Origin of the sequence: Algoriphagus sp. oki45, from assembly GCF_036245605.1 — a bacterium.
Lineage (GTDB): Bacteria > Bacteroidota > Bacteroidia > Cytophagales > Cyclobacteriaceae > Algoriphagus.
Map to the genome: position 1 here is coordinate 381,393 of NZ_BTPC01000003.1, position 23,443 is coordinate 404,835.

A 23,443-nucleotide genomic window follows, 5' to 3' on the forward strand; every position below is an offset into this window, starting at 1 on the left:
AAAAAAGAAATAGCATTTTTGTACCTCCAAAAAAGTAGGTACCCAAGGCATTGGAATGAAGGAACAGTTAGACCTTACTAATATCCCCCGACATATTGCGATCATCATGGACGGAAATGGCCGATGGGCCAAGAAGAAAGGAGCCATGAGAATTTTCGGACACCGGCATGCTATTCATGCTGTAAAAGACGCAATAGAAGGTGCAGATGACCTCGGAGTAAAATATTTAACCCTGTTTTCCTTCTCTACCGAAAACTGGTCCAGGCCCCAAGATGAAGTAAGAGCTCTGATGGAGCTGCTAGTAAAAACCATCATCGATGAAATCTCCCTAATGATGAAAAACAACATCAGACTGGAGGCGATCGGTGATATACACAGTCTTCCCAAATCCGCTTACAATAAGCTCATGGAGGCAAAAGAACAGACTTCCCGTAATACCGGTTTGACAGTTATTCTTGCTTTAAGCTACAGTGGCCAATGGGAACTCACTCAAGCCGTCCGGCGCATTGCTCAAAAAATCTCAACTGGTGAGCTGAAACCTGAAGAAATCACTCAGGAGACTGTAGCAAGTAATCTTGATACAGCCGGAATTCCTGATCCGGAACTAATGATTCGGACGAGTGGTGAATACAGAATCAGCAACTTCCTCCTTTGGCAGCTGGCCTATACAGAGCTATATTTTACACCTGTACTTTGGCCGGATTTCAGAATGGAACACCTTTATGCCGCAGTGAAAGATTATCAGAAACGTGAACGTAGGTTTGGCAAAACCGGTGAGCAAGTAAAACCATAAGTTGTTGATGAAAAGAGGTTTAATTATTCTTTGTTGTTTGATCTGGTCTGTCTCGGCCATGGCCCAAATCCGGCTTGGACAAAGCCGATACACCTCTCCACGGGCTGTCAACATCCTGGAATTGAACTATGCAAAGCCGCAAAAATTTCGCATAGCAGAAATCAAAGCGGTAGGACTAACCACATTGGATGAGATCGCTATCATTTCCCTTTCCGGATTGAAAGTAGACGACCGGATTGATGTCCCTGGTGACGCCATTTCCAATGCACTAAAGAAACTTTGGGGACAGGGAATCATCGGAGATGTAAAAATCCTAGTCACAAAAATAGAAGGAGAGGACATCTATCTCCTTTTGGATTTGACAGAAAGGCCCCGATTCTCCAGAGTGGAATTTGAAGGAATCAACAAAACTCAGGAGAGCGAACTTCGGGACAAAGTCAATATCCGTGGGCGAGTGGTAAGGGACGATGTACTGAATACCGCCAAAAGAAACATCGAAAAATACTACCTAGATAAGGGGTACCTCAATACCGATGTGAAAATCTATCAGGACCGAGATACCACTTTACCTAACAGTGTCAAACTCCGATTTGATATCAATATCAACTCCAAGGTCAAAATCAACGAAATCCAATTCTACGGAAATGATGAAATCGCTGATCGAGCTTTGAAGGGAAAAATGAAAAAGACCAAGGAATATGCAAGAGTGGCTATTTTCAAAGATGCCTATTCCCGACTCACTGATGCCAATTTGGAAAGTGCGAAAAACTCACTTTTACACACTGAACCTGCCACAAAAGAGGATTTTACTTCCTACATCCACAAAAACTTCAAACTCAACTTCCTGAACGGGTCCAAATACATCCCCAAGGAATACCGTAACGACAAAGACAACGTCATCAACTTTTACAATAGCCGGGGCTTCAGGGATGCAAAAATTATTGAAGACTCTGTCTACAACTTCTCCAACGATAAAATCAATATCGATATCAACGTGGAAGAAGGGAGAAAGTATTTCTACCGCAACATCACCTTTACCGGAAATTACATCCATCCCAGCACCGTGCTTCTCGCCAAATTGGGCATACAAAAAGGCGATGTTTATGATAAGGAAAAGCTCCAGAAAAGACTCAATTATGATCCCCAAAAAGGAGATGACGTAAGTTCACTCTATCAGGACGATGGATATCTTTTCTTCAATATTGAGCCAGTAGAAGTCAATGTGACCGGTGACTCAATTGATCTGGAGATGCGGATCTTTGAAGGCCCTCAAGTGACGGTCAACAGTGTCAATATCAAAGGAAATGAACGGACTTCCGACCACGTGGTCATGAGGGAAATCCGTATCCTTCCAGGGCAGAAGTTTAACCGAAGCCTATTGGTGAGAACCATTCGAGAACTTTCCACATTGGGCTATTTCGACCCGGAAAAGATCAATCCGGATCTTCGGCCAAACTTTGAGAATGCCACGGTGGACATCACATTTGAGCTGGAGGAGCGACCCAATGACCAAATCGAGCTCTCCGGTGGTTGGGGTGGATTCTATGGCTTTGTGGGTACAGTTGGACTTTCTTTCAACAACTTCTCCATCAGAAATATAGGCAACTTCGATAAGTGGGACCCACTTCCGGTGGGAGACGGACAAAAGCTTTCCCTGAGAGTCCAAGCCAACGGGCGTACTTTCCAGAACTACTCCATCTCACTGACCGAGCCGTGGTTTGGAGGTAAAAAAGCCAATGCTTTGAGCTTCTCCTTTAACCACTCAGTCCAAAGACAGGTAGATTTCTTTAGTCAAAATCCGGGTGTCAATGATGATCTTGGATTCTTCAAAATCACAGGGGTGACCGTGGGGCTGGCTAAGCGTGTCACTTGGCCGGATGATTACTTTAGCATCAGTAATTCCCTTCAGTTCCAAAACTATGAGTTCAACCAATTTGGAACTTCCTTTGGATTGAGCTATCCTACGGGTACTTCCAAGAGTGTTACCTTAAACACCACCATTGCGAGAAACAACGTGGATAACAACATCTATCCACGATTGGGATCAAACATAATTCTGGGGATCAATATCACCCCGCCTTATGCCTCACTGAATGACAATATCACTTCCGAATCTCCCGATCAGGAAAAATACGCATGGCTGGAATACCACAAGTGGATGTTTGATGCTTCCTTCTACACGCCAATATTCGGATCTTCCAAATGGGTAGCCAGTGCCCGGGCGCATATGGGATTCTTGGGATCTTATGGGGATAAAATCGGCATCATACCTTTGGAAAGATTTGTAATGGGTGGAGATGGAATGACCTTCAATAACTTTGCCTTGGGTCAAGAAATCATTGGATTGAGAGGTTATGAAAATCAAAGTATCACCCCTGGTAGAGATACAAGAGGCACTGCAAATCCTGATCCTTATGGTGGAGTAGTCTATAACAAGTACGTGATGGAAATCCGTTTCTTGGTTTCTCCTAATCCATCGGCCACCATCTTCTTGTTAGGGTTTGCAGAAGCCGGAAACAACTGGGGTAGTTACAAGGATTTTAATCCTTACGATTTGAAAAAGTCAGCAGGTGTAGGAGCCAGAATATTTATGCCTGCCTTCGGTTTGCTGGGAGTGGATTGGGGATATGGATTTGATCCTATACCCGGACAGAGAACAGCAAGTGGACCACAATTCCACTTTACAATCGGACAGCAGTTTAGATAATCTTTCTAAGTATCGGAGCGTTAGTTAAAATATGCTAAAATAAAATTGCGATTTTCATGGAAACTAAGGCTCTGATTTTACTCCAGAAGAAATGAATAACTCACCGAAAATTGTACTTTTGCTGCTCTTTGTGCTCTTTGGCAGCCAGTTAAAGGCACAAAAGTTTGGTTACATCGATTCCGAATTTATCCTAAACAAGCACCCGGACTACAAAGTCATCCAAGACGAACTCGCCAAGCTGAGTAATGACTGGAAAAAGGAGGCACAAAGTTTGGATCAGGAGATTAAAGAAATGTACACTCAGCTAAAAGCTGAAGAGGTACTGCTCACTGAAGAGATGTACCAACAGCGGATGGCAGATATCAAGGCGAAGGAAAAGACCTCGCAGGAATACAACAGCAGAATCTTCGGAATCAACGGAGTCTACTATCAGAAGCAGGCAGAATTGCTGCAGCCCCTTCAATCGAAAATCTACGATGCGATCGAAAGGGTCTCCAGAAAAAACAACCTGGCCGTGCTTTTTGATAAGGCTGCCGGACCTTCTGCGATCATTTACTCTGACCCTAGACATGATTATTCAGAATTTGTCCTGGAGGAGTTGGGAATAGATGAAAATTAGTGAGTAAAAGAAAAAAGAGCCCTGCTCCCAAATGCTAGCTCTTCTTTTAAAATAAAAAGACAAGTACAAAAACAAATCAGAACAATATGAAAGTAAAAGTTATCCTATCTGCAGTAGCCTTGCTATTCATGGGATTTGCGGCTCAGGCCCAAGAGATCAAAATCGGTTATACCAGCGTGGAATTCATCATGGATTTGATGCCGGAAATGGAGCAAATCGGTGCGGACATTCAAGATTACCAAACCCAGCTTCAAACCAATATCCAAACCAAAGCCAATGACTTTCAGCGTCAGGTTCAGGCGTATCAGCAAGCCGCACAAACCATGACCGATGATGCCCGTGCCGCAAAAGAGGCTGAATTGACCAAGCTGCAACAGGATCTTCAGAAGTACGAACAGGACGCTCAAGTATCCTATCAGCGAAAGCTTCAGGAGCTATTGGAGCCAGTCCAGACCAAAGTCATCAATGCAATCAATGCCGTAGCTGCTGAAAACAACTACACCCACATCTTTGCTGAGACTGCCGGACAATCTCCAATTCTTCTTTATACTAAAGAGGAAGATAAATTTACTGAATTGGTATTGGCCAAATTAGGCCTTCAGATGCCCCAGAGACCAGCAGGAGCTGCTCCTAGCGGAAACTAATTCCAAAAGTTTGATCGAATTACAAAGGCTGCTTTCTACCAAGGCAGCCTTCTTCTTTGTAAAATGTAATTGAATTGGAGAGAAGAAAACATATTCTAAGACTATAACCAATGAAAATTAACTCTCAATTCATCAATTCCTCAGTTCAACAATTCGACATTTACAGACACCCATAACTCTTAACTTTTAACCCTCAACCTTTAAAAATGCCCAAGAAAAATCCAAAAGATATCATCACCCAAAGTCAGGATGCGGTATTGGTCGATTTTTATGCGGATTGGTGCGGACCCTGTCAAACCATGAACCCGGTCTTGGAGGAAGCCTTAGCCGAATTTGGTGGAAAGATAAAACTGCTCAAAATCAATGTGGACAAGCATCCCCAACTCAGTCAACAGTTTGCTATCCGCTCCATTCCACACTACATCCTATTCAAGCGAGGCAAAATCCTCTGGAGAAAGGGCGGAATCCTGACCAAAAGAGATTTGATCCAACAGCTTAAGGGATTCGCATAAAAAAAGCTCCTATTGGAGCTTTTCTTTTTATAGATAATATTTCAATCGAATCACTTCCTTCTCGGTAAGGAATCGGTAATTTCCGCGCTTCAGGTCCTTTTTGTCCAAGCCTGCAAACATCACCCGGTCCAAAGCGGTGACCTCGTATCCCAAATGGGCAAAGAGTCTACGGACGATTCGGTTTCGGCCAATATGAATCTCCAAACCGAGAATTGTCCGGTCTTTGGACAGTACCTGCATGTCATCCACTTTTACATCTCCGTCCTCCAAGGTCAGACCTTCCAAAATCTGCTCTTCATCCTTATGGGTGAGGGGCTTATCCAGAGTGACCTGATAGATTTTCTTGATTTGGTTGGATGGATGAGAAAGTTTCGCTGCCAGCTCTCCATCATTGGTAAACAAAAGCAAACCTGTGGTATTTCTATCCAGACGACCCACAGGGAAAATCCTTTCCTCACAGGCATTGGCTACTAGATTCATCACCGTCTTACGCTCCATAGGGTCATTGGTTGTGGTGATGAAATCCTTGGGCTTATTCAGCAGGACATAAACAGGCTTTTCGGGGTTGATCCGCTTGCCCTGAAAAATCACCCGATCCGTCTTTTTTACCTTCCTGCCCAGTTCAGTTACGACCTCTCCATTTACCGTGACCATACCTTTGGCAATCAAGTCATCCGCTTCTCTACGGCTGCAGATTCCTGAGTTGGAGATGTATTTATTCAGACGAATTTGACCGTCTTCTCCTGCATCCTGGGATTTTTTGCCTGGAATATCACTGAAGTTGTATTCCGGCCTTTCAGGATTCAATTCCTGCTTTCTGGGCCGATTTTTACCAAAACCTCTTTTAACCTCACCTTTTTCGGAGAAGTTTTCCCCTCTCTTAATTTCAAATCTCGGTTTTTCATCCTTTCCTCTTCCCTTGTACACTTTCCTTTCCGGGCCTTCTTGGGAAAAGTTCTTGCGAAAAGGCTTTTCAGGCTCTTCGTTTCGCCTATCAAACTTTTTGCCTGAAAAATCCTCCCGCTTGGGCCTATCGGACTTGGGAGAAAATGACTTTTTGCCTGATTGCTTTCGTTCACCAAAGTCAAAGTCCTTCTCGAATTTCCCTCCTCTAGTAGGTCTCTTTTCTTCTTTGTTGAAAGGGCTTGACTTCTCCTCTCCTTTAAAAAATCTACCTTTTGGCTTATCTCCAAAATCCGGTCTGGAATCAAACTTCCGCTCCTGCTTGTCGAAAGACTTCTTTTGGAAATCCCCTTTCCCGGTCTTTTTGGAAGAAAATTCAGACTTTTTCTTGAATTGGGAAGAATCAGAATCTTGGTTTTCTGAATTAAAAAATGGTTTTCTAGGATTGTTTTTTTTCATCGTTTTGCAGCATCCCTGCTGTAGTTTGGTTTTAGAAATAAATTACTGAAATCCAGTGATTTAATAAGGCCGCAAAGATACAGCTAATTCGGTTAATTTGCAGAGCCTTTTCAAATCTTTCTACTTTTCCCCTTCCTTGTAAAAAAAGGCTGTAGCATTCCTCACCGAACCATGTGTAAGCAAAAGGTCTTGAGCTACTTCATATGACACACCCGTTGCCTCCATGATCATTTTGGTCCCACGATCCACCAGCTTGGCATTGGACAGTTGCATATCTACCATCTTGTTTCCTTTGACCCTGCCCAGCTTTATCATCACTGTAGTGGATATCATATTGAGAACCAGCTTCTGGGCAGTTCCTGATTTCATCCGGGTACTTCCTGTCACAAATTCAGGACCCACGACCACTTCAATGGGGTACTCGACTGCCTGAGAAAGCGGAGAGTCTGGATTGCATGTAATACAACCGGTTAGCAAGCCCTTTTCCCTGGCTTGCTTTACTCCTCCGATTACATAGGGAGTAGTGCCCGAAGCGGCAATCCCAATCACCGTGTCCAGCTCGGAAAAGCCATATTCCAGAATATCCTTCCAGGCCTGTTCAGGGTCATCCTCGGCATTTTCTACTGCCTTCCGGATAGCAGCATCTCCCCCGGCAATCAAACCGATGACCCAATCATGAGGTACTCCGTAGGTTGGCGGACATTCAGAAGCATCCAAAATCCCCAAACGACCACTAGTCCCTGCTCCGATATAAAACAGACGGCCGCCTTCCAGCATCCTTGGAACAATCTGCTCAACCAAGGCTGAAATGGCAGGAATCTTTCCTTTGACTGCAGGGGCCACTTTATGGTCCTCTTCATTGATAGACAGGAGGAGTTGTGCGACCTCCATTTTTTCCAGGTTATCGTATAGAGAATTGCTTTCAGTGACTTTCATAGGAGTTCTTGATGGTACAGGGTTAAGCCTGCGATTGGATTTTCGATAATTATGGAGGCTTGGATGCCGCGATCTAGTGCTGCTTTTCGTAGGATATCCCCATTGTAGTAGGCGATAGACCCTACAAAGTTGACCGGTTTATTTTGGTAATCCTTGTATTTGCAGACATGCTTGTCAAAGAATGCCATAAAGGAAGAATAAAATAGGCCATAGCAATAAGGGTCCGACTTATGCTCTGAAATGAATTTGCAGAAACTGGCCATATACCGACTGGGAAAAGGCTGACGATATACATGATCCTGAATGATGTTTTGAGAAAAGTGAAACCGCTCTATAGCCGCTTCTCTGATATTTTGGGGCATTTCTTCATGGATAAAATCGATGAGAAACCTTTTTCCGATGAAAGCGCCTCCCCCTTCGTCTCCCAAAATATAACCTGCCGCAGGCCGGGTATCAATGATCTCTTTCCCGTCATAATCACAGCTGTTGGAGCCCGTGCCCAGAATACAGGCAATACCCGGCTTATGCCCGCAAGTCGCTCGGGCAGCCGCAGACAAATCATGGTCTATGGACACATCAACATCAGGAAACACAGAAAGCAACGCCTGTTTGACTTCTTCCTTTCGGTCTGGAGCGGAGCAGCCTGCGCCATAAAAAAACACTTGCTCTATCTCACCCTCCGCATTGACCAGAAAATCTTCTCTCAACTGCAGGGCCATTTCCTCAGAGGTCATGTAGTAGGGATTAAAACCCACTCCACGATGTTGACTTATCTTGCCATCCTTATGGATGATTCTCCAGTCCGTTTTACTGGAACCGCTATCTGCTATCAGTATCATATGAGAAGACCTATGGCCTGAAATTTTTCAAAAACTTTTTCAGTATGTGGGGCATCCCTAAGCTCCTCAGTCAAATCCTGCCCTGCCCAATGTTCGTAATGTTTTCCTCTAGCCCAAAGCCTGGAAGAGCTCACATCGTAAATCACTCCTCGGTAGGCTACCCAAATCTCGGGTTTATCATGCCCATTTCTCAGGGCAAGCTGCTGTTTGGTGAAATTTTTCATCAAAAAAACTTCACTTGTGCATTGATCCAGCGCTCGGGCACTTCTCCTTTTTGGGCGATTTGATAATCAGAGTAGCTGCATGGCACGGTACTGACCCGGTCAAATCGCTGGATTTCATTTTGGGGGATTTCCATCCACCATTTCCCGCTTTTTTTACTTTTATAGAAAACGAGGGTATTGGGCTTGGTGTCTAAAGAGACGGTGTACTTGATATAATCCGTGCTTTTGAAAGAAAGGCTGTCTTTTCTATTGTAAAAGCCTTCTACGAAATACCAGATCATCACTGCCGCTACTTTGGCCGTCTTATTGGCAGCATCATCGAAATAAGGATCATAGCCAAAGAGCCCGAAAGAGCTCAATTTCTCATTGGTCCCTGCAAACCAGCAAATCTGACAAGCTTCTTCACCTGATAGACCAAAAGGCTGGGCATCCACCGCCCCGGGAGCATCGGCCGATTGGATCGCACTGAGATCAAAGCTCAACAAATCCGCATCCCGAACCAAGGGCTCCACTTCCTTGAATCCATCTCTCAGCTGGCCCAAGCGTAAATGATCAAAGTACAATTTCTCCATGACATTGATCAGCGTAGGATCGACCAAAAAGCTCTGATAGGCTAAGTGAGAGTAGGAAAAAAGAAAATTGGGTTGATGAAGGACGATCTCCTGAGTATGTCGGGTGTCTTCCGGACCCTGCTCCTCCATGTCCACTTTGGCATCAACAGTGACTAGGTTGACCAGCTTTTTTAACTTCTGATAAGCCAAATACTGCCCAAAATCCAAATCATGGGTGCCTCCAAAGAAAACGGGAAGGATCTGCTGCTTCATCAAGTACTCTCCCACCTGCCGAATAGCCTGATAGGTATCATTTAGCGTTTCTCCCGAAATAATATCCCCCAAATCAGCCATTCGATAAGGAGCCAAACCCTTCTTGAGTTCGTACAGCTTTTCCCGGATTTCAGTACTTCCCCTTGAGACGCTTTCGGCTTTGGCTGTTCCCCTGCTTTCCCTGAGGCCGACAAAGGCAATCTGAATACCTTTCAGATCAGGAAATTTTTCTCCATGGATATGTATTTGATGGAAAAAGGAGTTTTCAGAATAGCTTTTCTCCAGAAGATACTCAGCGACGGGTTCAAAAAAAGAGTGAATATTCATGTATCGGTGATCTCAGATCAAAGTAAACAAAAATGGTACTAAACTAAAAAATCCCGCCTGAGCGGGATTTTATTTTTTGTTTATCCTCCGAAATCATCAAATCGGATATTCTCTTTAGGGATACCCATATCATCCAGCAATTTGAGCACCGCAGCATTCATCAAAGGAGGTCCACAAAGGTAATATTCTACCTCGTCTGGCTCAGGATGATTCTTCAGATAATTGTCATAAAGAACCTGGTGAATGAATCCGATGTAACCATCACCTTCTCCGTCCAAAGATTTTTTCACATTCCAGTTATCCTCAGGAAGTGGTTCGGAAAGTCCAATGTGGAATTGGAAGTTAGGGAAGTCTTTTTCGATATCCCGGAAATGAGGTACATAGAAGAGTTCTTTTTTGGATCTACCTCCATACCAGTAGGATACTTTTCTTCCGGTCTTTTCAGTATGGAAAAGGTGGAAGATATGAGATCTTAACGGAGCCATACCTGCACCACCACCGATGTAGATCATCTCTCTTTCGGTTGGGTTGATGTGGAATTCTCCGTATGGACCTGAGATAGTCACTTTGTCACCCGGCTTTCTGGAGAACACATAGGAAGAACATACTCCCGGGTTCACGTCCATCCATCTGTTGTTTGCTCTATCCCAAGGTGGAGTAGCAATACGGATGGTCAACATGATGATGTTACCTTCAGCAGGGTGGTTGGCCATAGAATAAGCTCTGAAGAGAGGCTCATCATTTTTCATTACCAAGCTCCACAAACCAAATTTATCCCAATCACTCTTGTACACATCATTAGGGTGACCCAATTCAGGATGTGGAGTGATATCAATGTCTTTGAAGTTTACAGTGATCGCAGGAACGTCGATTTGGATGTATCCACCGGATTCAAAGTCAAGTGTTTCGCCTTCAGGCAATTTCACTTTGAACTCTTTGATGAAGGTGGAGACGTTGTAGTTGGAAACTACTTCACACTCCCACTTCTTGATACCGAAGATTTCTTCCGGCACTCGGATTTTCATGTCTTGCTTTACTTTGACCTGACATGCCAATCTTACTTTTCCTTGCTGCTCAGCACGGCTGAGGTGACCTACCTCGGTGGGCAATACATCGCCTCCACCTTCTTCCACCACACACTTACACATGGCGCAAGTACCGCCTCCACCACAAGCTGATGGAAGGAAGATTTTTTGGTTACCCAAAGTGGAAAGAAGGGTAGTACCTGCGGAAGTCACGACAGGATTTTTTTCGTCACCATTGATGACGATTTTGACATCGCCTGTATTGACCAGCTTGGACTGGGCAAAAAGGAGGATAAGTACCAGTAGCAGGATAATTACCGTGAATGCTACAATGGACGTAATAATTACAGAACCCATGAAATTTTTGTTTTACTTTTTCCTAGGAATAGCCCCTTTTTTGGGTGCACAAATATATTTATTAATCAGAAAAACAGGCCAAAAATGCGGGCAAATTTGACTTGGCTTTCAGATCCTTTTTACTCAGATAACTGATTAATTGTTCAAGAGGTTTAGCAAAGTGGTCAGTCTTGATTTCAACTGCCTCCTATCGATGATGAAATCAAGAAATCCGTGTTCCAAAACAAATTCAGAACTCTGAAAACCTTTGGGAAGATCTTTTCCGATCGTCTCCCGGATGACTCTTGGTCCTGCAAATCCGATCAAAGCTTCCGGCTCAGCAATATTGAAATCCCCCAACATGGCATAGGAAGCCGTGACACCACCAGTGGTAGGGTCAGTCAAAAGCGAAATGTAAGGAATAGCAGCCTGATCCAAGAGGGCTAACTTTGCTGAAGTTTTTGCCATCTGCATCAAAGAAAACCCAGCTTCCATCATTCTAGCTCCACCAGATTTGGAAATCATCAAAAACGGAGCCTTGTGCTTCAAGGAGTGATCAATGGCTCGGGCAATCTTTTCTCCCACCACAGAACCCATGGAGCCTCCGATAAAAGAAAAGTCCATACAGGCCACTACGATATCCAATCCATTCATTTTGCCATAGGCTGTGCGTACGGCATCATTGAGTTCGGTCTTCTCGATGGTTGCTTTGATACGGGAGGAATAAGGCTTGGTGTCTGAAAATTTCAGCGGATCACCGGACTTCATGTCTTTGTCCATCTCGGTGAATTTGTTTTGGTCGAAAATGATCTCAAAATATTCCTTGGAGCCGATTTTCACATGAAAATCATCATCCGGGCACACAAAAGAGTTGTTTTTTAACTCCCGGGTATGGATAATATTTCCGTTGGGAGTCTTAAACCAAAGTCCGTCGGGAGCATCTTTTTTCTCAGCAGTAGAGGTTTTGATGCCTTTATCAGTTCTTTTAAACCAAGCCATAGAGGTATATTAGGTTGTTTTTTGACGAGTCAAAGGCTACAAATTTAGACCTTATCTCCGGTAATTAAAATTAAAATCCAGAGAAGGCATCAGACCGGAAAAGAATCCCTTCTGTAAAATGACTTTTTCAAGACATTAATTTTACATTATTTTGAAAGTATTCGGATCAACAAAATTTTGACTCTGCCTCCCCACCACTTATCCAAATAACCATGAGCTTATCTCTGCTCCTTCTAGTTTCTGCTGTTATTTTAATCCTCGCCTATCGCGTTTATGGGCGCTTTGTTTACAACAAATTTGGACTGAGTGACAGCCGAAAAGCCCCTTCCCATACGCTGAGGGATGGAGTGGACTACGAGCCTAGCAAACCCATCGTGGTTTTGGGCCATCATTTTGCTTCCATAGCAGGGGCAGGGCCAATTGTGGGACCAATTATCGCTGTTACTTTTGGTTGGATACCCGCTGTCATCTGGATTTTGGTCGGAGGCATTTTCTTCGGAGCGGTCCATGACTTGGGCAGTATGGCGGCATCCCTGAGGACAGAGGGAAAGTCAATTGGGGTCATTATCCGAAATCAAATCGGACCCAAAGGAAAGCAGTTGTTTGTCCTTTTCTCCTTTTCCACTTTGATTTTGGTCATTGGAGTGTTCTCCGATATCATTGCCAAAACCTTCGTAGCCAATCCAGGGGTCGCCTCCGCTTCTATCCTTTTTATCGGTTTGGCCATCGCCTTTGGGTTAGTCAATCGAAGTGTAGGACAAAAGACAATCCCTTTTATCATCCTCACCGTAATCGGAGTGGTTTTGATGTACTACTTCGTTTATCTCGGTACCCAGCTTCCTTTTGCCTTGGACTACGAGGTTTGGATACTTCTGCTTTTGGGCTATGCCTTTTTGGCTTCGGTCACTCCGGTTTCTCTACTCCTTCAACCCAGAGATTACCTAAACAGCTATCTGCTCTATGGGATGATGCTGGCGGCGGTTTTGGGTGTTTTCGTAGCCAATCCACAGATTGAAATGAGCCAAGAGATCCATACCTCCGATCAGAATCTCGGCTATCTTTTTCCTGTTCTGTTCGTGACCATTGCCTGCGGAGCTATTTCGGGTTTTCATTCCTTGGTAGCATCAGGAACCACTTCCAAGCAGCTGGATAAAGAAAGTGATGCCAAGGTAGTTGGATTTGGTGGAATGCTGATCGAATCCTTTCTCGCCATCATCTCCGTCGGGGCTGTGGTAGTGCTTTCACGCACTGAATATGTGGATCGATTGGGGACAGAAGGTCCTGTATCCCTCTTTTCCACGGGTTTGGGAGGAATGATATCCACATTAGGCGTCCCTGAGCAATTCGCCGTGGGCTTTGTCGCCTTGACCGTTTCTGCTTTTGCATTGACGACCTTAGATACATGTACTCGATTGGCTCGATTCACCCTTCAGGAATATTTCGAGGATATGCCTCAGCCCGCTGCAAAAGTTTTGTCCAAAAACCGCTATGTCTCCACCCTTATTGTGGTGATTCTATCCGTGCTTTTGCTTCTTTCCGGGGAGTTTTCTACTCTTTGGCCGATTTTCGGCTCAGCCAATCAGCTTCTGGCTGCATTGGCCCTTTTGACTATCGCTGTTTGGCTGATCAAGAAAAACATCCCCGCGACCTTTGTGACGATTCCCATGTTTTTCATGTTTACCGTGACTTTGGCCTCTTTGGGATTATTTGCCTGGAAAAACTATCAGGAAAAAGGCTATGTGCTGGCACTGATCGCCGCCCTGCTTTTTGTGTTGGCGATTTCGTTGATTTTCTTAGCCTTCAAGAGCTTAAAACAAGAAGCCAAAGAACCTGCAAAGGTTCTTTGACTTCCAAAAATTTATTGGTTGGCTACGTCTTGTTGGGCCCGCTGAATACTGTATTCAGCCACATCTCTACCCTGTTGGGTACCTACTGTAGCATCAAATGTCCAGTGAATTCCACCATAAACCCGTGAAATAGCCGCTTCCTCAGCCCAATCTCTGAATTGACGGGCTTTGTCTGGAAAAAAGTAGGCCAATACTTCTGCTCCTGAGGCCGAAAAAACCGAATGACCGGAAGTGTAGGCCGGAAAATTTGGAGTACCGGCTATGGTCTCAAATCCATCAATCAGCTGAATGGGACGGGGGTAGTGGTAATAATATTTAGCATCCCAGCAGCTGATTCCAGCATCCATCATCGCCATATTCAAATAGGCTAGTACCCGTGCAGAACGAAGGGGATTCCACTTTTTTTCCACAATATTTCGGTTTGCAAAGTCATTCCAGTGTCCTGGAGGGGTATAGGTTCCCAATCCATCTTGCCAAAAATTAGCAATTCTCCTGCGCTCAGGTGTGACGTTGGCAGCAAACTCTTTCAATATCCTTACATCCTCCTCGAAGGCTGGAGTTCCAGGGGCAGGAGGTGCAGGAGGCCGGGTAGCCTCTACATTCGGGACGTTCCACATACGGACTTTTCCAAAAAGAGGAGTCAATCCGACTGGGCGCTGGGGAGATTCAAGATTGATCCACTTCCATCCAAATCGCTCAAATGCCGCATTGGCTATAGAATCTGAGACCGCCTTACTGGTTTGGGCATTTTTCATCCCGTCTTGGGATGCTCTTTGTAAGGCGATGAATGCGATTTCGGTCCCGATAATCTGTCCGGCATCCAAATCACTAGGGACATTCTCGCCGGAGAGCAATAAGGCTTCGAGATGCTCCTGCTCTTTCTGGGCAAGATAATCCGCTTCCAGAGGAAACATGACCGATAAAACAGCCCTAGACACCCGAGCCAAAACTGCGCCACTGGATGGATAAGCAGGTATGGCTTGTGCTACATAGGCATGGGGAATCTCCCGATCTACTTGATAGGGGGCTGGCCTTTTGTACAAAAACTTATAATGCCAAGCAGAAATCAATCCATCATACTGGGCTACTGAAAGATAGGCCAAAGCCCTACTCGCATAGGGTGGATGGGCAAAGGGAAATGAAGGGGGGCCTTGAGGGTTGGAAGGATCAGGTAAAGTGTATGTGCCATCAGGATTGGGACCGGGAATGAGATTGTATTTGGCTATCAACTCCAAAGCTATTTCATTCCACCTCACTACTGGATTGTTGGTCCATTGAAGGACATTCTCCTTTTGCGCCTGGTTCATCGATGCAATCCTTCTTTTCACCTCTTCTACTTCATTCAAAAATTCAGGAGAAGTCTCCCCGCTAGGCACTGGGACAAGTATATCTGCTCCCTGAGCAATCAAAATGGGCTTAAGCTTACCCCCATTTTCATCCAGAGAGGCATATTCATAGCTTTCGAACTCAAGCTGAGTCGGCAATTCCATATTACAGGAAAAAATCAGGGCACCGGCTGCAAAAACCATCAGGTTTTTAAGTATAGATATTTTCATTGATCTGCTGATTAAAGTCCAAATTGATAGGTGATTCCAGTTCCCAGGCTGTTCATTTTCGGGGCATTTTTTCCTCTGATCACTTGATTAAAGGAAGCCAAAACACCCAAGCCTTTGACCTTCGGAAAATAGTAGTGAGCGAAAAATCCCAGCCTGTCCATATTTACCCGATTGGTAGGTTGAGGAGCATTATAGGCCCGGATATCATCGCCCGAAGTAGAGCGCTGCCCCATATAGCTGAGCTCCACCCGAAGGAGATTCCCTTTAAACCACTTTCCCAAAACAGCTTCGTAATTCCAGGAATTAGGCACATCCATCCATGGGGTAAAGTAGCTCCCGTCGTTGTAATAGAACTCACGCTCCGCTTTGGTGTAGCCCTTCCATACAAAAGCTCCGGATCCACGGGCATAAAAACCATTTTTCAGCTTGTAATGAAGGATTCCTCTCCAGGCTAACTGGAAAGTGCCCAGTCCAAGGGAATAGGGCTGATAATCCGAAAGGTAATCGGAAGCACGGTTGGAAAAATTCAGGGAGGCAAAGGCCGAAAATTCATTTTCTTCAGTTTTCCTTTGGAAAAACTGGTACTTCAGCCCAATTGAATAATCTTGAAATCCTTGAGTTCCGGCAAATTTCCCGCCGTTTGGAAGGGTGGAATTAGTAGAAACATAGGGAAGCCCTGCGTATAGATTCAGCTTTGGCGTCAATCCATAGGCCGCCATAAGCAAGGCTGTTCTTCGCTGTACGGTAGCGATGGTACCGTTAGTTCTGAGAAGGGAACCTTCCCAATATTCGTCAAATTGCCCGTATTCATAATATCCCAAGAAGCAGATTTCCTGCTTGGGCATCATGAGCTCGTCCGTGGGGGACTGGGCCAATGTATAGGTATATAGTCCCAAAAAGGCCAAAAAAAAGCCTTTCAGGAACTTGGTATAGAAGTTCATGCTAATAAAATTGATAGTATACAGAGGGAAAATAGGGCAAGCAGGAAGCCCCAAAGCCATTGGGATTTCCTGCTTAGTTGAAATTAAGTACATACCCAATCACTCCGCCCTAAGGAGTAATCAGGAATTTCGCATTCAGGAAATCTGTGGAGGAGGCGAGTCAAGGTTGAAAAAAGGACTCATGTAAGCTGAAAAAATAAACCCAATCTGTATTTCATAGCCTGATCGCTCTGCAATAGGCAGGTTGAACAAGTCTGACTCTACGTAGTCTTTGGCAAAAAGCTTAACCATACTTTTACCGTTTTGGTCTTGTGGTAATTCATCATCCACCAGAGAGGAAATCCATTTTTTGACCGATGACTCCAATACCCTTCGAGAGGTATCCGGAACATAGACAATCTGGAGTGTATCGTTTTGGTACCGCTGTTTGATGGCACGGAAATATTTACCGTCCTTTTCAAACCTGGTATTCGTAGCTTGAAAGTCCTCCTGATTGGCCATATAGGGAGCTGAAAGAGGGATTTCCATCATTCGCTCCTCGAAAGAGCCCAGTTGCTCGCTGTAGATTTTATCTTTCCAGCTGGATTCTAAAGAGTAGGAAGCAGACAAATAAAATCCATAGTAGCCAAAATGATAGATGGCAAAGCAAATCAAAAGTGCTATGGAAATGATTTTTCTCAAGACTAGGTCAATCTGTTCGGAAATTCAGATTTTTTTCCCGGATAGAAAAATCAAGGCATCCAAAAGATTAACAATAAGTGGTTTATTTGGCGAAGTTGAAAAATATCAAATTTTTATTCTGAAATCACTTAGCCAAAGAAAGCAAAATGAGAAGGGACCCTAGAATGAGCATTAGAAATCCATAAAACTTGATGACCAACAGGCGATTGAATCGGTCTAAAAACCACAGGACTAACACCGGACGGATCAATCCCAAAATCAGAGAAAGACTTGAAAAAAGAAAAAGCCCGATAAGAATAATTCGAAAAGCATCTAACATGCTCCAAAACTAAAAAAGGAACGGCGAAACCGTTCCTTTTTATCCGAAGAATGAAATCTAATTATTTCTTCCTCTTTATTTCTCTCATTTCATATCCTTCAATCGTATCATCTACCTGGATATTATTGAAATTCTTGATGGAGATACCGCATTCGTATCCGGCTTTTACTTCAGCCACATCGTCCTTGAATCGCTTCAGCTGATCGATTTCACCTTCATGGATTACAATACCATCCCGAATGATTCGGATTTTGTTCTTCCTAGTGATGTAACCATCAGTGACATAAGAACCGGCAACAGTACCCACTTTGGAAATTTTGAAGATTTCTCTCACCTGAATATTACCTGTGATGACTTCCTCAAATTCCGGCTCAAGCATTCCCTCGATCGCATCCTTGATCTGATTAATTGCGTCGTAGATGATGGAATAGTGACGGATTTCGATTTCTTCCTGCTCGGCAAGTTTCTTAGCATTGGTAGAAGGACGCACCTGGAAACCAATAATGATTGCATCAGAAGCAGATGCCAACAAGACATCAGATTCAGAGATCTGTCCCACGCCTTTGTGGATGATGGATACTTTTACCTCTTCTTTGGACAGCTTCAGCAAGGAATCGGACAAGGCTTCCACAGAACCATCCACGTCACCTTTGATAATGATGTTGAGTTCCTTGAAGCTACCGATGGCCAATCGACGTCCGATTTCATCCAAAGTGATGTGCTTCTTGGTTCTCAAGCTTTGCTCTCTCTGGATTTGCTCTCGGGAATTGGCAATTTCTCTTGCTTCTCTTTCCGTGTCATACACTTTGATTGTATCCCCTGCCTGTGGGGCACCGCTTAGGCCCAATACCTGAACTGGTGTAGAAGGTCCGGCCTCTTTCACTTTCTTTCCTTTGTGATCAAACATCGCCTTGACCCTGCCGTAGTGCTGACCTGCCAGCATGATATCACCAACTCTGAGTGTACCTGCCTGAACCATGATCGTTGCCACATAACCACGTCCCTTGTCCAAGGAGGCCTCGATTACTGTACCCACGGCATTTTTATCAGGATTGGCTTTCAATTCAAGAATCTCTGATTCAAGCAATACTTTTTCCAAAAGCTCATCTACACCCTGACCGGTCTTGGCAGAGATATCTTGGGACTGGTATTTACCTCCCCACTCTTCTACAAGTAGGTTCATGCCAGCCAACTCTTCCTTGATTTTTTCAGGACGGGCATTAGGCTTATCTACTTTATTGATAGCAAAGATCATCGGAACTCCTGCTACCTGAGCGTGATTGATTGCTTCTTTGGTCTGGGGCATGATGCTGTCGTCAGCCGCGATCACGATAATCGCCACGTCGGTGATTTTGGCACCCCTGGCTCTCATCGCGGTAAACGCCTCGTGACCCGGTGTATCCAAGAAGGCGATTTTATGACCTGTCTTGGTCAGCACATCGTAAGCACCGATGTGCTGGGTGATTCCCCCTGCCTCTTCGGCGGTCACTTTGGACATTCGGATGTAATCCAGCAAGGAGGTTTTACCATGGTCTACGTGACCCATGATAGTGACAATTGGAGCTCTTTCTTCCAAATCCTCCGGATCATCTTCTACCTCTTCTACGATTTCGTCTTCAATGGATTTGGTGAACTCTACATCGTATCCAAATTCATCTGCGATAATAGTAATCGCTTCGGCATCGAGTCGCTGGTTGATTGAGACAAACATCCCCAAAGACATGCAGGCTGAAATAATCTGATTGACAGTCACGTCCATCAAGGAAGCCAAATCGTTGGCCGAAATAAATTCAGTCACTTTGAGGATTTTTGTTTCCTCTCCTTCCATTTCCACTTCCCTGTCGCGGTCAGCCCTTTTATCTCTTCTGGATTTGGTCTTACCTCCTGGCTTATTGCCCTGAAGTCTTGCCAAAGTCTGCTTGATCTGATCCTGGATTTCTTTTTGGGTAGGCTCAGCTTTTTGAGTTCGCTGCTGATTTTGATTGCCTTTGCCTTTTTGATTTCCCGGCTTTTGTCCACGATTGTCAGGCCTGTTGGTATTTGGTGCACCTCCTGGCTTGTCAATGCGTTTTCGAGGACGTTTTTTATCTCGGTTTCTCTCGTCGGAGGAGGCTACTGGACCGCCTTTTTTCTTAGACTTATCTACCGGTAATTCGATTTTACCCAAAACGGTAAGTCCCTTCAGGGAATCTGCCTTAGCAGAAATCAAATCTACCTCTTCTTGAGAGGCTGGTTCCTGAACAGGCGGAGGTGTAGGAGTAGCTGGCTTAACAGGAGCTGGTTTAGGCTGCTCCTGGTTTGGCTTTTCAGCAGGTTTGGGGGCTGGCGCTGGAGCTGGAGCTGGCTTAGGCGCTTGAGGCGCAGGTGCCGGCTTAGGCTCTGGCTTGGGTGGAGCGGGCTTTTTGTCCAGATCGATTTTACCCAGGATTTTTATCCCTCCCAATTTGGGAGCTTCTGTGGAAACCTTTTCTACCTCAGGCTCAAGGGCTGGAGCAGGTGGAGGGGTAGGAGTAGGTTTTGGCTGAGGCTCAGGAGCAGGTGGAATCACCGGCTCTGGAGCACGATCTACTTCAGGCTCGATAGAAATCGGCTCATGTCTCTTCCCAATAGAAAGGTGGGAAGCCTCTTCTTTTTCCAGTGCAGAGGACTTGAATTCCTTTTCCAGCATGGCCACCTGCTCCATGTTAATTTTGGAATTGGGATTGTCCTGCACTTCAAAGCCCTTTTTGCCCAGAGACTCCACAATGGTTGCTGTTCCCACGTTGAGTTTCCTGGCTAAAGCGCCTAATCGCATCATTTTTTCTTCTGACATAAGCAAAAACCTCTTTCGAAATCTTAAGTAAAATTAGGGTATTCTTCGGGGTATATCCCCTTATTATTGTTCAAATTCTGTACGGAGGATTCGGAAAATCTCATCGATAGTCTCCTCTTCCAGTTCAGTTCTTCTAATCAAATCTTCTTTGGTCAGTGCCAAAACACTCTTAGCTGTGTCCAAACCGGTCTTTTTCAGCTCGTCGATGATCCACTCGTCGATCTCATCAGAGAACTCCTCCAAGACCACATCTTCCTCTTCATATTCACTCAATTCACGGAATACGTCGATCTCATAACCCACCAATCTACTGGCAAGCTTGATATTATGCCCTCCTTTACCGATGGCTAGGGATACCTGATCCGGCTTTAAGAAAACAGAAATTCTTTTGGTATCTGCATTCACAGAAATTGAAGATACTTTGGCCGGGCTCAGGGCTCGGGACACATATAGCTCCAGATTTTCTGTGTAATTGATCACATCGATATTCTCATTTTGAAGTTCACGAACCACCGCATGGATTCTTGAACCTTTCATTCCGACGCAAGCGCCAACGGGATCAATTCGATCATCGTAAGACTCTACAGCTACTTTGGCTCTCTCTCCCGGCTCACGCACGATTTTGATAATGGTGATCAAGCCATCGTAAACCTCAGGCACTTCGTTTTCGAAAAGTCTCTCCAAGAAAACCGGAGAAGTTCTCGAAAGGATCACCTTAGGGTTGCCATTGATCATATCTACTCTATGTACGATCGCCTTGACTGTATCTCCTTTTCTGAATCTATCCTTTGGGATCTGCTCGCCCTTAGGCAAAACCAATTCATTTCCTTCAGAATCGATCAACAAAATCTCTCTGCTCAGGATTTGATAGACCTCGGCTGAAATGATTTCACCAACCTGCTCTTCGTACTTATTGTAAAGAATATCTTTTTCAAGATCCTTGATTCTCTGAATAAGTGTCTGACGAGCCATTTGCACAGCTCTTCTTCCGAACTCTTCCAGCTCAATTTTTTCGTACACTTCCTCACCTATTTCAAAATCGGGTTCGATCTTTTGCGCATCGGTAAGGCTGATCTTGTCAAAATCCCAAATATCCTCCGAGTTGTCATCTACGATCTCCCGGATACGGAAAATCTCCAAATCACCCTGATCGGCATTGATGGTCACATCAAAGTTTTCATCCGTTTCAAACTTTTTACGGATCATCGCGCGAAACACATCTTCCAGAATACGGATCATGGTAGGTCGATCCACATTTTTAGACCTTGCAAACTCTGCAAAGGATTCTATTAAGATTTTGGCATCCATTGGATTTATTTAAAAGATACTTGTACGATTGATTTCTTAATTTCTGAATAGGGAAGACTCAACTCTTCTTCCCGGGCTTTTTTGCCCTTTTCTTTGACTTTTATCAAAAGCTTTATTCCTGATTCCTCTACTGCAATTAACTTGCCTTTCTGCTCTTCACCGGATTGCAGCCAAACCCTGAGCTCACGCCCTACATTTTTCTGGTACTGCCTTGGAGTCGCCAAGGGATAATCCAACCCGGGAGATGAAACTTCCAACACAAATGCATCAACAATAGACTCGTCGGCTTCCAGTTCCTCACCAATGGCTCGGCTCACTCGCGCACAAGTGTCAATAGTGACTCCCTGGTCTGCGTCGATCAGTACCATAATCTTTGACTTACCGCTCTTGTCTTCCATTTTGACTTCCACCAGGAAATGGGAGTCGTCCGGAAGGTGCTTTTTAGCCAAGTCTTCAATAGTATGCCGCTGTATGCCCATAGGTTAGGATAATGAAAGAGGGGACTTGGTGTCCCCTCCAGAAACTTTCGAATACGGCGCAAAAATAAGAGAAAGATTTTCGAATTGCAAAAAGCTTCCCCTCATTCACTTATTATTTAAATTACTCAAGGATGAGAAAACCCAGCAAAATCAAATAAAATCTGATTGCCAATACTGACAGCAATTCTGTAAAAATTTCTTCTTTCCCTGAGTTTTATCGATTTAAGATAATAATTTTGCCGACCCGCGTTTAAAATCAGTATCGAGATACTATCTTAAATCTTCAACACCAACTCCAATCCAATCAAAAGTATAAAATGGGATTATTTGATTTTTTCTCAAGTGACATTGCCATCGACTTGGGTACAGCCAACACGCTGATCATCCATAAGGACAAGATCGTGGTAGATGAGCCTTCTATCATTGCCATAGACAAGACGAATAACAGGGTCTTGGCTGTGGGGAGAGAGGCCATGAATATGCATGAGAAAACCCACGAAAATATCAAAACCATCCGCCCGCTCAAAGACGGAGTAATTGCTGATTTCTATGCTGCGGAGCAGATGATCAGAGGGCTTATCAAAATGATCCCAGGTCAGAAAAAGGGAATGTTCCCTCAGTCTCACCGCATGGTCATTTGTATTCCTTCAGGGATTACAGAAGTAGAGAAAAGAGCTGTCAGAGACTCAGCCGAACATGCAGGAGCAAAAGAAGTCTACATGATTTATGAGCCGATCGCAGCTGCTATAGGTATTGGGATCGATATCGAGAAACCCATGGGATCCATGATTGTGGATATCGGAGGAGGTACTACGGAAATCGCTCTGATCGCACTTTCCGGTATCGTAGCTGACCAATCCATCCGAGTAGCCGGCGATACTTTTACCAAAGATATTTTGGACTACATGAGAAGACAGCATAATCTTCTGATTGGAGAGCGCTCAGCAGAAAAGGTAAAAATAGCTATCGGTTCAGCTCTGACTGAATTGGACGAGGCTCCTGAAGACTATGAAATCAGAGGTAGAGACTTGATGACAGGGATTCCCAAGGTCATCAAAGTATCCTATTCTGAAATTGCTTTTGCTCTTGATAAGTCCGTTTCCAAAATCGAAGAAGCGGTACTCAAGGCCTTGGAAATCGCTCCTCCGGAACTTTCCGCTGACATCTATGACAACGGAATCCACCTCACGGGTGGCGGGGCACTGCTGAAAGGTCTAGACAAGCGGCTTCACCAAAAGACCAAATTGCCTATCCACATTGCTGAGGATCCGCTAAGGGCCGTAGTAAGAGGCACGGGAACGGCTTTGAAAAACATCCAAAACTTCCGAACTGTACTGATGACCTAATCGCTGA

21 protein-coding genes are annotated in these 23,443 nt (G+C 44.6%); 7 read left to right on the top strand and 14 right to left on the bottom strand.

Annotation, left to right across the window (positions count from 1 at the left end):
• The first annotated feature begins 55 nt into the window (after positions 1-55).
• The 5 genes from AAA942_RS15755 to trxA all read left to right on the top strand — a co-directional run bounded on the left by AAA942_RS15755 (position 56) and on the right by trxA (position 5,275).
• A complete protein-coding gene (locus tag AAA942_RS15755) occupies positions 56-793 on the top strand; it encodes an isoprenyl transferase (RefSeq protein WP_338221251.1) in 738 nt (245 codons plus the stop codon).
• A gap of 7 nt (positions 794-800) precedes the next feature.
• Positions 801-3,500, top strand: a complete 2,700-nt coding sequence (locus tag AAA942_RS15760; protein WP_338221252.1) for a BamA/OMP85 family outer membrane protein — start codon at positions 801-803, stop codon at positions 3,498-3,500.
• Positions 3,501-3,591: 91 nt separating this feature from the next.
• Positions 3,592-4,119: an OmpH family outer membrane protein gene (locus tag AAA942_RS15765; RefSeq protein WP_338221253.1), complete on the top strand. Its 528-nt coding sequence runs from the start codon at positions 3,592-3,594 to the stop codon at positions 4,117-4,119.
• Positions 4,120-4,205: 86 nt separating this feature from the next.
• Positions 4,206-4,763: an OmpH family outer membrane protein gene (locus AAA942_RS15770; protein ID WP_338221254.1), complete on the top strand. Its 558-nt coding sequence runs from the start codon at positions 4,206-4,208 to the stop codon at positions 4,761-4,763.
• Between the two features lie 206 nt (positions 4,764-4,969).
• Positions 4,970-5,275 carry a thioredoxin gene (gene trxA, locus AAA942_RS15775; protein ID WP_338221255.1) on the top strand — a complete coding sequence of 102 codons (306 nt, stop codon included), beginning with the start codon at positions 4,970-4,972 and terminating at the stop codon, positions 5,273-5,275.
• 27 nt (positions 5,276-5,302) lie between these two features.
• Here the strand turns inward: trxA and AAA942_RS15780 are convergent, their stop codons facing one another.
• From AAA942_RS15780 to accD, 7 genes are all read right to left on the bottom strand, one after another.
• Positions 5,303-6,637, bottom strand: coding sequence for a pseudouridine synthase (locus AAA942_RS15780; protein ID WP_338221256.1), 1,335 nt, complete (start codon positions 6,635-6,637; stop codon positions 5,303-5,305).
• A 120-nt stretch (positions 6,638-6,757) separates the two neighbouring features.
• Positions 6,758-7,573, bottom strand: a complete 816-nt coding sequence (gene murQ / locus AAA942_RS15785) for an N-acetylmuramic acid 6-phosphate etherase (RefSeq protein ID WP_338221257.1) — start codon at positions 7,571-7,573, stop codon at positions 6,758-6,760.
• Positions 7,570-8,412: an N-acetylglucosamine kinase gene (locus tag AAA942_RS15790; RefSeq protein ID WP_338221258.1), complete on the bottom strand. Its 843-nt coding sequence runs from the start codon at positions 8,410-8,412 to the stop codon at positions 7,570-7,572. The genes murQ and AAA942_RS15790 overlap by 4 nt, the downstream gene beginning before the upstream one ends.
• Positions 8,409-8,636: a cytochrome b5 domain-containing protein gene (locus AAA942_RS15795; RefSeq protein WP_338221259.1), complete on the bottom strand. Its 228-nt coding sequence runs from the start codon at positions 8,634-8,636 to the stop codon at positions 8,409-8,411. The genes AAA942_RS15790 and AAA942_RS15795 overlap by 4 nt, the downstream gene beginning before the upstream one ends.
• Positions 8,636-9,787 carry a formimidoylglutamase gene (locus AAA942_RS15800; protein WP_338221260.1) on the bottom strand — a complete coding sequence of 384 codons (1,152 nt, stop codon included), beginning with the start codon at positions 9,785-9,787 and terminating at the stop codon, positions 8,636-8,638. The genes AAA942_RS15795 and AAA942_RS15800 overlap by 1 nt, the downstream gene beginning before the upstream one ends.
• Positions 9,788-9,867: 80 nt before the next feature.
• Positions 9,868-11,169, bottom strand: coding sequence for an NADH:ubiquinone reductase (Na(+)-transporting) subunit F (gene nqrF, locus AAA942_RS15805; protein ID WP_338221261.1), 1,302 nt, complete (start codon positions 11,167-11,169; stop codon positions 9,868-9,870).
• A gap of 135 nt (positions 11,170-11,304) precedes the next feature.
• Positions 11,305-12,147, bottom strand: a complete 843-nt coding sequence (gene accD, locus AAA942_RS15810) for an acetyl-CoA carboxylase, carboxyltransferase subunit beta (protein WP_338221262.1) — start codon at positions 12,145-12,147, stop codon at positions 11,305-11,307.
• Positions 12,148-12,359: 212 nt separating this feature from the next.
• Here accD and AAA942_RS15815 point away from each other — a divergent pair, with 212 nt between their 5' ends.
• Positions 12,360-13,994 carry a carbon starvation CstA family protein gene (locus AAA942_RS15815; protein ID WP_338221263.1) on the top strand — a complete coding sequence of 545 codons (1,635 nt, stop codon included), beginning with the start codon at positions 12,360-12,362 and terminating at the stop codon, positions 13,992-13,994.
• An 11-nt stretch (positions 13,995-14,005) separates the two neighbouring features.
• On the opposite strand, the gene AAA942_RS15820 is transcribed toward AAA942_RS15815, so the two are convergent.
• The 7 genes from AAA942_RS15820 to rimP form a co-directional block, all read right to left on the bottom strand.
• Entirely contained in the window at positions 14,006-15,550 is a 1,545-nt protein-coding gene (locus AAA942_RS15820; protein ID WP_338221264.1) for a phosphatase PAP2 family protein, read from the bottom strand.
• 11 nt (positions 15,551-15,561) lie between these two features.
• Complete coding sequence (locus AAA942_RS15825; protein ID WP_338221265.1) at positions 15,562-16,491, bottom strand: transporter; 930 nt, start codon at positions 16,489-16,491, stop codon at positions 15,562-15,564.
• A 135-nt stretch (positions 16,492-16,626) separates the two neighbouring features.
• The gene (locus tag AAA942_RS15830) at positions 16,627-17,172 is read right to left on the bottom strand and encodes a hypothetical protein (protein WP_338221266.1); all 546 of its coding nucleotides are present in this window, start codon (positions 17,170-17,172) and stop codon (positions 16,627-16,629) included.
• A 124-nt stretch (positions 17,173-17,296) separates the two neighbouring features.
• Positions 17,297-17,491 carry a hypothetical protein gene (locus AAA942_RS15835; RefSeq protein ID WP_338221267.1) on the bottom strand — a complete coding sequence of 65 codons (195 nt, stop codon included), beginning with the start codon at positions 17,489-17,491 and terminating at the stop codon, positions 17,297-17,299.
• 61 nt (positions 17,492-17,552) lie between these two features.
• Positions 17,553-20,303: a translation initiation factor IF-2 gene (gene infB / locus AAA942_RS15840; RefSeq protein ID WP_338221268.1), complete on the bottom strand. Its 2,751-nt coding sequence runs from the start codon at positions 20,301-20,303 to the stop codon at positions 17,553-17,555.
• Positions 20,304-20,366: 63 nt separating this feature from the next.
• Positions 20,367-21,611, bottom strand: coding sequence for a transcription termination factor NusA (gene nusA, locus AAA942_RS15845; RefSeq protein ID WP_338221269.1), 1,245 nt, complete (start codon positions 21,609-21,611; stop codon positions 20,367-20,369).
• A gap of 5 nt (positions 21,612-21,616) precedes the next feature.
• Positions 21,617-22,090: a ribosome maturation factor RimP gene (gene rimP / locus AAA942_RS15850; protein WP_338221270.1), complete on the bottom strand. Its 474-nt coding sequence runs from the start codon at positions 22,088-22,090 to the stop codon at positions 21,617-21,619.
• 317 nt (positions 22,091-22,407) lie between these two features.
• On the opposite strand from rimP, the gene AAA942_RS15855 reads away from it, so the two are divergent.
• A complete protein-coding gene (locus tag AAA942_RS15855) occupies positions 22,408-23,436 on the top strand; it encodes a rod shape-determining protein (RefSeq protein WP_067542855.1) in 1,029 nt (342 codons plus the stop codon).
• Positions 23,437-23,443 lie beyond the last annotated feature (7 nt).